Raw genomic sequence first — 13,807 nt, 5'->3', positions numbered from 1 at the left:
CGCCCCATGGAGACCTTTCCCGCCATGCCACTGGCCGGCTGGCACGACACCAAAGAGACCCTCCATCGGTACGCCCAGGTGGTCGGCAAGATCCGCCTCGCTTCCGGCGTCCGGCGCAACCACTGGTGGAGCGTGCCGTTCCACCTCACCGGGCAGGGCCTGACGACGCGTCCGATGGGCCAGGCGGACGGCAACCCGATCTTCACCATCGACTTCGACCTCGTCGGCCACCGGCTGCGCGTCAGCACCGTCGACGGACGGGCGGTGTCCTTCGCGCTGCCCGGCCGGTCGGTCGCCTCCTTCTACACGGAGACGATGCGGGCGCTGGACAGCGTGGGCGTCCACGTTGACCTGGCTCACCCGCACCCGTTCGATCTGCCCGACTCCGTCCGGCCGTTCGCCGAGGACACCGAGCACGCGAGTTACGACCCGGTCATGGTCACGCGCTACTGGCAGGTGCTCAGCCAGGTGAACCTGCTGCTGGAGGAGTTCGCCGCCCGCTTCTCGGGCAAGGTCAGCCCGGTCCACCACTTCTGGCACACCTTCGACATCGCCTGCACGAGGTTCTCCGACCGAGTCGTGGACCAGCCGGCCGAGGCCGATCCGGTGACGCGTGAGGCCTACTCCCGCGAGGTGGTGAGCTCCGGGTTCTGGTTCGGTGACGAGGGCTTTCCCGAGCCGGCGTTCTACTGCTACACCGCGCCGGAGCCCGAGGGGATGGCGGCCGAGCCGCTGCTGCCCGCGTCCGCGCGGTGGATCGAGCAGCGCGGTGGCCACCTGGCCGTCCTCCGCTACGACGACGCGCGCGCCGAACCCGATCCGCGCGCGGCGGTGCTCTCCTTCTACGAGAGCGCCTACCAGGCCGGCGCGGGCCACGCGGGCTGGGATGTCACCGGCCTTGCCTCCCCCGGCGGCATCACCGACCCCCGCCTGCGCTGAGCGTGTGGCCGGGAGAGGCTCTCCGCCCCGAGCTTGAACCGGTGCGCCGGCCCTCAAAGGTTCCGTGGAGGCGTCACGAAGGCCGGCGCGCCGGTCGGCGGAAATGCGTTCGGTGCTTTACCAGCCGTATTCGAACCATCTCTGGTAGGGCTGTCCGGCGTTGCACGCGAAGGAGCGGAGCCCATACTGAGCGCTGAAGTCTATGCACCGCTGGGTGGCGTCGTTCTCCATGACGACGAAGTCGGGGGGAACCTGCTCATGGACATGCCAATTCTGGTAGGGCAGCCCGTTGCAATCAACGGCGCGGAGCCCATAGTCGATGCTGTCGTCGATGCAGCGGCCGGTATTACGGTTCCTGAGCGTCTGCCACCCGCTGTCCAGGCTGGTCACCACCCATGCCTGATAGTCGGTGTTGTTGCATCGGAACGCACGGAGCCCGTTGTCGAAGCTGTCATCGATGCACTGCCCAAAGCTTCCGTCGTCCTGCTGGAAAACCACCGTTTGAGGGTCGGCCGACGCCGGGCTCACGAACGCGCCGGCCATTGCGACCGTCGCGCCGACGGCAACGCCCAGAGCCGCCAGTCTTCTGCGAATCATCCCACTACACCTTTCCGGTTCTTCGCGGCGCGGTCGAAGTGACCGAAACGCCGTGCTTTACCGCGAGAGACCGTACGGTGCTGGGTTCAACTCCTGATGAATTATCGATGTAATCAGTGATTACGCAAGCCGCCGCGGGGTGCGGCGGCTCAGGCCGGGATGGCGTAGAGGATCAAGGGAAGGGTGGCGACCAGAGTGGCGCCGGCGAGCATCGCGCCGCGCACCGGGCGGGGCAGCGGGGCCGGGGTGAGCAGCCGCCGGACGCGGACGAGGATCGGATTGGTCTCGTCGGCGCCGATGATGCCGAGCGTGCCCACGGGCGCCGGGTTGGCACCGGCCGACGCGAAGCGCAGCAGCGCCGTCGCCAGCTCCTTGGCCGGGCGGTGCCGCCGGGCGCGGTCGTCGGCCGCCATCTCGATGAGGAGCTCGACCGCGTCGAGCGTTCGGGCGACCGTGCGCGACTGCGGGAGCATCCGGCGCAGCGACGTGAAGGGCAGCAGCACCAGGTCGTGCCGCTCGCGGGCGTGCGCCCGCTCGTGCGCGAGCACCGCGGCCAGTTCGTACGGGCCGAGCAGCTGCAGCGTGCCGGCGCTGACCACGACCTGGGAGCGGACGCCGGGAACGCAGTAGGCGGCGGCGACCGGATGGTCGACGACGAGGGTGCCGGGCACCTCGGGGTCGCCGTGCGCGACCAGGGCGAGCAGGGCCCGGTGGCGCCGGCGGGCACGGACGACGCCGGCGATGGCGACCATCAGCACGCCGAGAAGCATGAGAGCGAGCAGCAGGCCGGCCGCGAGGGCGGCCAGATGGATCGAGGACAGCGGCCGGGGGTCGCTGAGGGAACGGCCGACACCGGCGACGATGCCGTCACCGTACGGCGCGACGCCGAAGCCGAGAAGGGTGCCGATGGAGGCGAGACCCCAGGCGAGGCCGAGGGCCTGCCACAGCGCGATCGCCGTGCGGGGGGTGCGCCAGGTCCACCGGGCGCGGGTCAGCAGGTGCGCCCCCAGGGCGCTCCCGGTCGCGACCAGGGCGAGCAGGGCCGTGCCGGTCATCCCGGTTATGTCCCTTCCACCTCATCGAGGACGCGGCGGAGCAGCTCCGCCTCGTCACCGGACACCGAGCGTGCGAAATGCGCCAAGGCGGCGTCGCGGTCACCGGTCATGCTGAGCGCGCCCAGCATGAGCTCGGCCACGTACGCCTCTTTGGTCGCGATCGGACGGTAGCGCCAAGCGCGCCCTTCGCGCTCCCGTACGAGGAAACCTTTTTTGGCGAGCCGGTCGAGCACCGTCATCACCGTGGTGTGCGCAAGGTCGCGATCGTCGGCGAGCGCACGGCTCACCTCACGCGCGGTGGCACCGTGCTCGCGGTGCCACAGGACCTCCATGACCGTACGTTCAAGCTCTCCCAGACCCTTCACATCCCCCATGCTATCCATCGTAGTACTACGAGGCGTAGTACTACGGTCGGTGGTGACCATCGCCGGCCCGCCCCGCGTCCTCCCCGGAGAGGCGTCAGACCGAGCTGGCGCCCATGTAGCTCTGACCGTGCCACTCGGACTCGTCCGGGGGCGACTGGGTCGGCCAGCCCGGCTGGTCCTGGACGTGGCCCGGGATCGCGAGCCGCCTCAGCTCGTCCCTGACCTTGTCGGCGAAGGTGCCCTCCTGCGATCGGGTTCGAAGGTCCAGCGCATGCAGGTCGAGGCCGAAACGGTCGGCCTGGACGATGAGGTCGTTCGGCAGGGTGTTGAAACGCGCCGCGAAACCCTCGTCGGAGGGCATGTGCAGCTCGCCGTCGAAGGTCGCCGAGTAGGAGGTGACGGTGCCGTCGGTGTTGCGGACGTCGAGGTGGACCTCGGTGTTCAGCTCGCGGGCCAGCAGGCGTGCGTGGTTGACCTGGGCGTTGGGCGCACCCCGGTCGAAGTGGGCCCGCAGGCGGACGGGCACGCCGGCGCGCGCGCCGTCGGCCTTGAGGACCTCGGCCACGGCGCGGTGCGGCATCGCCGGGTCGAAGCCGGGTTGGCCCGAGGCCTTGTCCAGCAGTTTTTGCAGGTCGTGCGGGCGGCGCCGGCCCGGCTTGGCGGACTGGGGCTCGTCGGACCTCCAGGCGGGCCGGTCCGGCGCCCCGGCCTCGGCCCGGGAGAGCATCGTGTCCAGCTCGTGCCCGAACAGCGTGAGGGTCGCGCTGCCGGTGGCCGCGTGCGCGATGCGCACCGGTGTTCCGACGACCTCGGCCTGGTCGAGGGACTCGATCTTCTTCACGACGAACGCGATGTCACTGTCGACCCGGAACTCGACCTTGTGGGCGGAACCCTTCTCGAAGGTGCTCGTCTCATTCCGGTTACCGCCGCTGACGGAGCGGTGTTGCGTCTTCTGCGCGTGGAACGAGAGCTCCGCGCCGACGCCGAGTGTGTCGGGGCCGCCACCGTAGGTGTGGGTCGCGGGGCCCAGGTGGCTGCGATCGGCCTCGTCCCTCGCCTGCTCCAGCTGGCGGTTGACGTCGCGGAGCTCGGTCTCGCTCAGGTTGGCGGCCACGATCTTGGGTTCTGAGAGGTTGGACCGTACCCACACCTCCACGACCTTGTCCTTGCCGACCTGGAGGGTGATCATGCGGTGACCGTTCGCGTCGGTCGTCCGCTCGAAGCGGGCGGTCAGCGAGTCCCCGGTCGTGACCTTCACGATCTCGGCCCGGTGCGAGCGGGCCTCGGACCGGCTGAGCACCTTGTGACGGACGAGCTCGTCGATGATGGCGTCGGGGAGCGTGTCGATCCGCACCCGTTCCGGGCTGGACTTCGCGGGGGGCACGAGCCGGCGCGCGTCCGCGGGGCCGACCGGGGAGGTCGAGACCGTGCCGGCCTTCGCTGCCATTCCGGCGGGGAGCACCCGCTCGGCCGTTCCGCTCAGGGTGACCTCGTGGCGGCGCTTCGCGCCCTCCAGGGCGGCCCGGATGTCGACGGAGTTGCGCACGACCTCGACCTTGAGGGTGAGCCCGTGCTCGATCACCGGCTCGGCGTTCCTGAACACTCCCTCGCCTTGAAGCCGGGTCTTCTGCCGGGTGTGGCCGCCGCTGGAGGTGTGCGAGCGGTGGGACTTGAGCGTGCCGTGCGCGCTGCCGTCGGTGTGGCCGAAGGGGGTCGGAATGCCTTTCTTGGCGATGCTTCCGGTGATCGATCCCTCGTAGGTGACGTTCTTGCTCTGGGAGACGTCCTCCTGCTCGTACGTGTAGTGCTGAAGGATCTGGCCGTGGGCGTACAGGTGGCGCAGGAGCACCGGATCGCCGTCGAAGCTCGCCGTGACCCGGACCGTGAAGTCGCCGAAGTTCTTGGAATAGCCTTCCGGGCCGAGCATGTTGGTCATCTTTCCCCACCAGCGCTTGCCGCCGAAGTCGACGTAGAGCGCGCGCCAGAGCGCCGGATCGTCGGCCAGCGCCTTGGGCGCGACCGCGCTGACGGCCTCGGCGACCTGGTCGAGCAGCTCGACCTCTTTGCCCGGGGCCTCGGCGGTGTGCAGCGACGTCCGCTGGAACGTGCTGATGCCCATGCCCTTCTGATAGTGGTCCGGGATCGCCATCTTGTCCGGATGCCTGCGCATGCGGCGCACTTCCGCCAGCATCTTGATCATCCGGTGTGCCGCCGTGTCCGAGGACGAGAACGTGTCGGCCGGGAAGAAACGCGTCAGCAGGTCGGCGAAGGCCTCCCGGGTGTGTCCCTTCGTGACGGGCAGGTACGGGACCCCCGTCGGGTGGCTCTGCCGCACGTCCAGGCTCAGCTTGTGGCGGGCCGCCGCCAGGTCGCCGAGGTACCGGCGCGCGAGCGGGACGGCCGTACGCCGGTCCAGCCTGAGCTCGCCACTCAGCAGGCGTTCCATGGCGTCGGCGACCTGGTGCAGGGGCAGTGGCAGCTTCTTGTGGGCGTACATGTTCAGGGCGTCACGCTCGGCGAGGGCGTACAGGACCGGGCGGCCATCGACCGTTTCCGACCGAGCGTGGCCCTTGGCGTCCGGTGCGGTGGAGACGCGGAGGTTGGCGTGCGTCCGGAAGATGTACTTGTTGCCGGTGTCGATGGCGAGTTGCTCGGTCCCCCAGATGTCGGTGTCCGTCCGTGACCGCGACTTGGACGACGACCGGGAGAGGCTGGCGCTCACACCGCCGTTCGGGTCGCCGGAGGTGTTCACCCCCATGCCGCCCGCGCCCTTCACCGCCCAGCCGTGGCTTTCGTTGTGGCCGACGGCGTGGCTGCCCATCGTGAGGTTGATGTCGCCGTCCACCAGGTGCGACATGGTGACGAACTCGGAGTCGCCCAGCTCGCTGGTCACCGTGACCTGGCCGGTGTGGTAGGCGCTGTACATCCATTCGGGGTGGGCGAGCAGCCCGCGGGCGTTGAGCGACGCGGCGAGTTCGTGGAACTCGGGGGAGTTCACCTTGACGCCGAGGAGCTTCGCCGCCTTCATGGTGAGCTCGTCGCCGGCATCCATGTGCAGCAGCCTGCTCGCCCGCTTGGCCTCGTCCGAGGTCGGGTGCGTCGGAGAGGTCGGGTGATTCTCGCTCGACGGCAGCAGGTCGGCGGGCAGCACGACCCGCGCCGACCCGTCGATGTCCTCGGCGATCATTTTCTGTGCGCCCTTGGACGTGATCATGTCGACCCGCAGCTTGTGCGGGATCTCGAACACCGCCACCGGCCCGGCGCCCTCCACCAGCACCACCTGGTTGGTGGTGTCGCCCACGGCCGTGTTCGCACCCTCGGTGCTGTTGTACGTGACGTCGACCTCGCCGCCCGAAGGCGTGAGACCGGGGCCCTTCGCCGCGTCGACGGCGGCGGTTCCGGTGCCGCTGTTGGTCGTCGACTGGCCCTCGTTGACGCTGGTGGTGTCGGAGCCGATGTCGAGGTTCACGACCGACTCGGCCTCGCTCACCCCCTTGAACTCGGCGTTGTCGAAATCCTGCTCGAGTTTGATCCGGAGCGTGAAGTTCTTGGGGGAGTGGCCGGTGGCGGCGTGCATCAGGTCGAGGTACAGGCCCTCCTGTGCCAGCTGGTCATAGCCCGCCTCGAACCGCGGGCCGGTCGGCTTTCCGTTCTGGCCGGCCCTCATGCTCAGCTGCTCGTCCACCTCACGCTCGTTGGCCATCTGGCTGGCGCGCTTCACGGGGTCGCGGGAGTAGACCTTCTGCCCGTTCTTGATCTTCGGCAGCAGGCCGAGCTTCCGCAGGTGCTCCTCGAGCTTCCTGCGGACCTCGTCGACGCCGGTGACGTCCTCGACCAGCGCCGGCCCGGCCCCGCGGAGCTTGTCCCGGCCGAACACCTCCGGCAGCTCGCCCTTGCGGCCCTTGGGCGGTTTGGGATCGGGGTCGTCCCGCAGCCTGACCGTGCCATCCGGGTTGTACTGGATCGCTCCCTTGTCGTCGCGGGCGATCGCCGCCGGGTCCACCGGCAGGCCGTACCGGTAGGCGAGGGGCTCCGGTATACGGAAGAGCGCCTTGCTCTCCCCGTCGATCGCCGGCCGGGCCCGCCGCTCACCCGCCATGTGGATCGTGACGGTGTGCTTCACCCGCAGCCGGTACCCCTGCGTGTGCCCCTTCCACCGCTGCACGCTCGGGTGGATGGAAGTGCCACCCGCGCTCCGGGACTTGGAGCGCGACCGGGTGCGGGCGTACGTGCCCGACAACTTGGGCGTCACGCCGCCGATGGCGTTCAGCGCGCTCAGGTGGTCGGGAGCGACCTGCACGCCACCGGTGACGTTGAAGTGCCGCGCGCGGCCTCTCGCGGAGTCCCGCGACGCGCCCGAGAAGGTGATCCGGAGCCGCTCCAGCCAGCGTTTGTTGCTGGCCGGTCCGACCCGCGGGTCCTCATCCGGCTCGAGCACGATCTCCGACTTGATCTGGACGGTGCCGATCTCCTTGCCGTCCTTGACGATCGTCCGCTGCAGCCCGTGCGGGTCGTTGACCGCCTCCGTGAGACGGCTCGGCAGCTCGTCGTTGAACAGCGTGCGCACCTGTCGCCGGGCCACGTCGTCGAGGTCGGGGCCGAGCCCCATCTCCTCGGCCGTGCGGTCGGTGAGTTCGCTCAGCCCGGTCATTCCGGTGACCGAGCTCTCCGGCAACGGCGTCTTCTGCCGGTCGGCCACGTCGAGCTGCGCCTTCTCCGCCGGCGCGCCGTCGGTGTAGGTGTGCGAGACCCACACCCGGACGGGGCCGTCGGCGCCGACCGCCGTGGCGTTGCTCCATCCGTGCCCAGGGCCGTCGGCCGACCGGCGTATCTGGACCTCGAACACGGGGTTGTCGGCCGACTGCTTCTCGGACCAGGGGGTCTCGAACATCGAGTGCGGGCTGCGGTCGTCCTCGACCGCACCGTTCAGCGTGTACTCGGACGCGTGGTGCGTGTCCGAGCCGCTCCAGTTGTACCCGCCGCCTCCCTTGAGGATGGCGAACTGCGCGACGGCCTTGGCCCATTCCCAGGGCGTCAGGTTCGCGAGGGCCCCCGCGTCCACCGACCCCGACAGGTCGACGCTGCGGTTCGCCGCCGAGGCGACCGATGCGCCACCCTGCGGGAGCGTGCCGACCATGGTCTCCGACGCCTCGACGTCCGTGTCGGTGACCATGCGCAGGTGGGGCACCCGCAGTTTGACGCGTACCTCGCCGCCGGGGACCGGGAGTATCGCGCCGTCCTCCGAGATCAGGCGCCGGAAGTCGCCTCGCAGAGTGCGGTCCAGGTCCTCCACGGTGAAGCGGTGATCGATACCGGCGCGGGAGAGCACCTGGTTGACGAGGCGGGTGAGATGGCCGACCGGAAGTGCCCCGGCGGGCGTGGTGGCGGTCATCGCTTCGTCGGGCGGCCGCGTGTCGGTGGCCAGCCGGGAGTCCGCCGCCTGGATGGCCGAGTCGGCGTCCGTCGGCAGCGTTCCCTTCTCCAGCGCCTCTCGGTAGGCGAGCTGGTGCTCCCGGGCCTCGTCGAGACTCCCCGCGAGACGGCCCCGCTGGAAGTCGTTGCCGGACACCATGGCGTTCAGCTGGTCGATGGCACTCTGGTACGCCGCGTGGGCCTGCATCGCGGGGATGCGCATGTCGCTGTACTCGTCGCCGGCCTTCCGCGCGCGCAGGAAGGCTTCACGCAGCTCGTTGCCACGCTGGAGATCACCGTCCCGAATGGCCTCCCTCACCTCCTCGGCCAGCCGGACGGCGGTGTCGTACTTCTCGTTCATCAGCCGGTGCAGCGCGTCGCCGGCGTCGGCCAGCGTGCCCGCGTGCCGTTGGAGTTCGGCGGCGAGGTCGGCGGCGATCCGGTTGCGCTCGGTGAGCTGGCCGTGCAGATCAAGGTGCAGGCGGACGGTGGCCGAGGGGCCGAGAGTCGTAGGGCTCTGCCCGGAGGCGGCGAGTGCGCGGTGGTACTCGTCGTGGTGAGTCCGGGCGTCCTGGACGGCCTGGGCCAGGTCGCCGAGGCGGACACCCCGGTCGCTCGCGAAACCGGTGAGCTGGTCGGCGGCGTTCTGGTACGCCGCGCGGGCCTGGACCGCGGGAATGCGCAGGTCGCTGTACGCGTCGGCGGACAGACGGTGCCGTCGGGCGGTTTCGCGCAGCTCGCGTGCCTGGTCGAAGTCGCCGCCCGCGATGGCGTCGCTCGCCTCTCGGAGCAGCCGGAGGGACGCGTCGTAGTTCTCCGTCGCGAGCCGCTGCAGTTCGCCGGCGTCCCGTTCGAGGACGGCGAGCTGGTTGCCGATCTCCTGCTGTAGCGCCAGGGCCGTCCGGCCCGACACCGTGATGCTCGCGGCCAGCCTGGCCCGCAGGTCGGCCACCTCGGCCCGCGGAGGCTCGGGAGTGTTCTCGGCCTCGTGGATCGCCCGGGCGACGGGAGCCGGCAACGGCCGGTCGGCGATCGCCTCCTTGTATCCCGCATGGTGCGCCTGTGCCTGGCCGAGGTTCCGGGCGAGCCTGGTCAGGTCCAGCGGTCCGCCGGCCATCAGCTGGTCCAGCCGGCTCGCGGCTTCGCGGTAGGAGGACGCGGCCTGGCCGGCCAGCTGGGACGCCTGGCCGTACGCGGTCGCCTCGCCGTTCAGCCGGACGCCGGCGTCGTAGTGGGTCTGCGCGAGGGCTGACGGCCCGCCGGCGGCGAGCCGCTGGGACTGGTCGAAGGCGTACTTGGCGGCCCCGCGGTGGTACTCCGCGACCCTCTGCTGGTCGGCCGCGGCCTGGTCGAGTGAGGCGGCCTGCCGCTCGAGACCCTGCTTGAGGTCGGTGGCGGCGGCCTGGCGGGCGATGAGGCGCTCGGCGAGCTCGGTGTGCCGCTCGCCGGCCACGGCGGGATCGCCTGACGGCAGGCTCTGCCCGGCGCGGGTGAGATCGCGCTGGTACTGCTCGTGTCGCCGGCCGGCGTCCTGGATCGCCGTGGCGATGTCGTCCGGCTGGACGGACCTGCCGGCGGCCAGCCGGTCGAGCAGACCGGTCGCCTTGCGGTACGCCTCGTGCACCTCCATCACCGGGTCGCGCATGTTGCTGTAGACCTCGGCCGCCTGGCGGTGACGCAGGGCGGCCTCGCGCAGCTCACGGCCGCGGGCCGGGTCGCCGCTCATGATGGCGTCGCTCGCCTCACGGGCCAGCCGGGTGGCGGCGTCGTAGTTCTCCAACGTGAGCCGGTGCAGCTCGTCGCTGGTCAGGTCGAGCGCGGCGAGCTGGTCGACGATGCCCTGCCGCAGGTGGGTGAGGGCCTGCGCCGTGGCCGTGGCCGCGGTGTGGAGATTGGCGTGCAGGTCGGACAGGTCGGCGTTCGGCCCCGTCGTCGGCCGTCCCTCGCCGGACCAGGGCGGCGGTGGCGGCGTGTGGCCGTGCTTGCGCAGGTAGCGCGCGACACCCTCGATCTCGGTGCGGTGCGCCTGCCGCTCCGCGTCGGTGGTGGCCGCCTGCCACTTGCGCGAGAGGTACCAGTGCTCGTTGAGCCGGGCGGACAGGCAGCCGTCGCGGCGCTCGGCCAGGCGGGAGCGGAACTTGCGGATCATGCCCTGCCCCGAGCGGGCCTCGGCCGCCGTCTGGCGCTGGAAGGTGTCGCTGATCTCGTGCAGCATCACCCGCGCCACCTGATCGGACGCCATCCCCCGCGCCAGCGTCGAGAGATGCGGATCTCTCTCGGCGCCCGTCCGCACCCGGGTACGGCCGAGACGGCGCCGCCCCAGCCGTGGGTGACGCGGACCGCGCGCGTTGGCCTGACGGGTGCGGTTGCGGCCCCCCTTGTCCTGGACCTTGAACCGGAAGTGCTGCGGGGGGCGGTTCAGGTGGTCCTGGAAGTGAATCGTCAGCGTCGTGCCGTCGGCGGACCAGGTCCAGCCGCGTACGTGGGGACCGAAGTCGGTGGGCCGCAGCTCGGCGTCGAACAGCGCGCGCGCCTCGGCCATCGTCAGCTCGACCGGTCCCTGCCGTCCATTGGGGACGAACCCCGTTCCCTTGATCCGCCCCGCCGCCACCAGGCCGAAGTCGGACTGGTGGCCGTGGGACGGCGCGTGCGTCTGGGCGTCGGTGTTCCCGGTCGGCCCGGGACCGGCGGTGTTCGCGCTCGGCGCGCTGTCGGGCCGGATCCAGTGGTTGACCAGAGCGTTGACGATCGGGTCGCCGGACTGCGCCGAGGACGGGGTGGACTGGGAGGAGCCGGGCCGGCCGGTGCCGGTGTCGCCGGACCCGGCGACGGGCCCGGACGGCGAGCCGGCGACGGGTCCGGTCGGCGTGCCGTTGGCGGGTGCGGTCTGCGGTCCGGTGACGGGCGCCGTCACCGGGTCCGTGCCGACCAGGCTCGTCTCGTGGCCCGTGGTGGGCGCGGGGGTCGCCGTGGGGTGGCTCGTCACAGTCGGAGCCGCCGTCGCCTCCGGGTGCGCGGGGCCGTTGCCGGCCTGCGGGACGTCGGCGTTGACCGGAACGCTCTGGCCGTGCTGTGCCGCGTTCGGATCGACCTGGGCCGCCGACGGCGCCGGGTCGGCGGCGTTGTCCGGCGCCGCGTGCTCCGGTTCGGCGTTCGCCTGCGTGGAATGCGTGGCGGTGTTCACGCGGGCGGGGTCGGTCGTGGTGTTGGTGGGGGACCCCGCCGGCAGCGGGCCCTTCATCGGCTTGACCGTCTCGCCGCCGGTCAGGGAGTTGGGCGTTACCTGCGACGTGACCGGCGGCGTACCGTTCTGCACCGGCTGGGGCTGCGAGTCGTGCTTCGCGCCATCCTGCCCGCCGTTTCCGGCGGCCGACGGGTCCGCCGTGGCGTTCGGATCGATCCCCAGATGCCTGAGGTCGGTGGTCAGGGCGGTGTGGGAGGCGTTGGCGAGACTGACACCCGGGTTGGTCACCGCGTGGAAGACGCTGGGATTGAACGGGCTGACCGTGTTGGTCCGGCCGACGCCTCCCATGAAACCGCCGAGCATCGACTCCGCGTTGGGGGGTTCCCACTGGCCGTAGACCAGCCCGTTGGCCAGGAAGCTGCCCGCGGGTGAGGCCGCCACGTTGTTCAGGCCGGTGTTCATCGCCCGGCCGGGGAAACGCCGGAACGCGTTGCCGACTCCCGGCGCGTCCCCGGCGATGCGGTTCAGCGTGCGGATCCCCGGCAGGTTGTCGGCGATGCCGGAGACGGGGCCGTGCAGCTTCATGCCCACGAACGCGCCGGTGCCCGCCCCGATGGCCGTCGCCGCGGCCATGTGCCAGTCGAAGTCCCTCCGCGTACCCTGCTTCATCTGCAGGTACTGGCTGTAGGCGTCCGTGAAGCCCTCTTCGCCGAGCTCCTCGATCAGTTCGTGCATCAGGGCGTGGGAGACGAACCGGCCGGCCGCGGAGTTGCCGGCCAGAGCGGTGATCCGTGCCGCGCCGTTGGCCCCGAACGAGCGTCCGGCCGCCATGCCCAGCCGTTCCAGGATCTGGGCGATCGCGTTCCGCCCCGCCTGGGCGTACGGACCGATGAGGGAAACGGTCGTGCCGGCGGTGAAGTAGGCGGCCACCAGCGCGACGAAAGCGGCGGTCACGGCCACCCAGAAAGCGACGTTGCACGAAATCTTGGAATATTGGGTGTTCTGCGCGAAACTGTCGGTCTGCCGGGAGTAGAGATAGGCCGAGACCATTTTCTCCAGCATGCCGGCCTGATCGCCGAACAGTTCGGAGACCCGGGCCTTGGCCAGGATCGCCGAAACGGCCTCATACCCGGTCGAGATCGTGCGTACCGACGTCCCGGCCGGTTCGAACGCCGCGGCGGCCACCTTCACCATGTCTTCGAAGGCGAGCCTGAGCTGCCACATCTTGCTCTCGCTGGCCCCCGGCCAGCTCTGCCCGGACGTCAGCATTGGAACGAGCCAATAGTTCACCCAGTCGGGCAGCGCCTCGGTCTCCCAGGCCGGCTGCACGTCCTTGGTCGAGATCCCGGCCGGATCCGGAAGCGCCGGAATCTGACTATTGACATCATCATTGGGATTATGGCTGACGTTGGTGTTAGTCGACCTGCCCCCGGCCATGGCCTACCGCTTCCGGTGGGGAGGGTGCCCGCAAGATGTGAACACTGTGATGACCCCGCCTCGCAACGTGTTACACCGAAATGCTGTTGTTCAGGTCCTGGGCCATCCCATGATCTGTCGAGGTGATGTTCTGGACCGACTTGCGCATGGTCGGGCCCACCTTGACGATTTCGTCGACGAGCCGGGTGCCCTCGGCGCAGAGCATTTCGGGCCCGCCGTTCGCCACATAGGCCGCATAGAACGAGGCGCCGTCACTGCCGTCTCCCCACGGCGTCTCATCGTTGAGTGCGCGCACTCTGGTCACGGCCTTGTTCCACATGCTCTGGAGTTCAGACGACATCGAGTCCCAGGCGGACAGTCCCCGTCCCACCGTGGTGTTGTCGACTCGCAGGCCCTGGAGCTCTGTCATCTGTGAGTCACCTTTCCCCGCGTATCTGCTGGACCATCTGCTCCAGCACACTTTCCACGTCCCCGTCGAGGTGCGCTCGCATCTGATCGGCCGGAATGAGCGGCTCGAAGATCTCCACGACCTTCTCCTGAGCCTTACTCGCAGCCTCATTGACGGTCTTGACAATCGCGTCGGCGAGCTGCCGGGAATCCGGTCGCCGGAAGACCCGTGGATCGATGTCGAGACTTATGAGCTCTCCGCGCGCGCCGACCGTCGCGGCCACCAGCCCGTCGCTCGACTTCTCGGTCACCCGCACGGCGCGCCCCTGGGCGTGCAGGCTCAGCGCTTCGGCATTCATGCGCATGAAGGCGTCACGCAACTCATCGGCGTAGATCCGCAGACCAGCCGTTTCCATCTCTTCGGACAACGG

7 protein-coding genes are annotated in these 13,807 nt (G+C 70.2%); 1 reads left to right on the top strand and 6 read right to left on the bottom strand.

Features of this window, described 5'->3' with window-relative positions; all coding sequences use genetic code 11:
- The first annotated feature begins 6 nt into the window (after positions 1 to 6).
- Complete coding sequence (locus OG417_RS46780) at positions 7 to 939, top strand: DUF5996 family protein (RefSeq protein WP_329243898.1); 933 nt, start codon at positions 7 to 9, stop codon at positions 937 to 939.
- Between the two features lie 117 nt (positions 940 to 1,056).
- Here OG417_RS46780 and OG417_RS46775 read toward each other — a convergent pair whose 3' ends face one another.
- From OG417_RS46775 to OG417_RS46750, 6 genes are all read right to left on the bottom strand, one after another.
- Positions 1,057 to 1,536 carry an RICIN domain-containing protein gene (locus OG417_RS46775; RefSeq protein WP_329243895.1) on the bottom strand — a complete coding sequence of 160 codons (480 nt, stop codon included), beginning with the start codon at positions 1,534 to 1,536 and terminating at the stop codon, positions 1,057 to 1,059.
- Between the two features lie 149 nt (positions 1,537 to 1,685).
- Complete coding sequence (locus tag OG417_RS46770; protein WP_329243892.1) at positions 1,686 to 2,591, bottom strand: M56 family metallopeptidase; 906 nt, start codon at positions 2,589 to 2,591, stop codon at positions 1,686 to 1,688.
- Between the two features lie 5 nt (positions 2,592 to 2,596).
- Positions 2,597 to 2,956 carry a BlaI/MecI/CopY family transcriptional regulator gene (locus OG417_RS46765; RefSeq protein WP_329263044.1) on the bottom strand — a complete coding sequence of 120 codons (360 nt, stop codon included), beginning with the start codon at positions 2,954 to 2,956 and terminating at the stop codon, positions 2,597 to 2,599.
- A gap of 94 nt (positions 2,957 to 3,050) precedes the next feature.
- Positions 3,051 to 12,881, bottom strand: a complete 9,831-nt coding sequence (locus OG417_RS46760; protein WP_329243890.1) for a WXG100-like domain-containing protein — start codon at positions 12,879 to 12,881, stop codon at positions 3,051 to 3,053.
- A gap of 178 nt (positions 12,882 to 13,059) precedes the next feature.
- The gene (locus OG417_RS46755; RefSeq protein ID WP_329243887.1) at positions 13,060 to 13,398 is read right to left on the bottom strand and encodes a hypothetical protein; all 339 of its coding nucleotides are present in this window, start codon (positions 13,396 to 13,398) and stop codon (positions 13,060 to 13,062) included.
- A gap of 7 nt (positions 13,399 to 13,405) precedes the next feature.
- Positions 13,406 to 13,804, bottom strand: a complete 399-nt coding sequence (locus OG417_RS46750) for a YbaB/EbfC family nucleoid-associated protein (protein ID WP_329243883.1) — start codon at positions 13,802 to 13,804, stop codon at positions 13,406 to 13,408.
- Positions 13,805 to 13,807 lie beyond the last annotated feature (3 nt).

This window comes from Actinoallomurus sp. NBC_01490, from assembly GCF_036227085.1.
GTDB lineage: Bacteria > Actinomycetota > Actinomycetes > Streptosporangiales > Streptosporangiaceae > Actinoallomurus > Actinoallomurus oryzae.
The sequence above is the reverse complement of the archived record's forward strand: the minus strand, read 5'-3'. Positions and strand labels throughout refer to the sequence as shown.

Bases quoted from the DNA above. Each gene is read 5' to 3' on its own strand.
- OG417_RS46780 (WP_329243898.1), top strand. From the start codon at position 7: ATGGAGACCTTTCCCGCCATGCCACTGGCCGGCTGGCACGACACCAAA.
- OG417_RS46775 (WP_329243895.1), bottom strand. From the start codon at position 1,536: ATGATTCGCAGAAGACTGGCGGCTCTGGGCGTTGCCGTCGGCGCGACG.
- OG417_RS46770 (WP_329243892.1), bottom strand. From the start codon at position 2,591: ATGACCGGCACGGCCCTGCTCGCCCTGGTCGCGACCGGGAGCGCCCTG.
- OG417_RS46755 (WP_329243887.1), bottom strand. From the start codon at position 13,398: ATGACAGAGCTCCAGGGCCTGCGAGTCGACAACACCACGGTGGGACGG.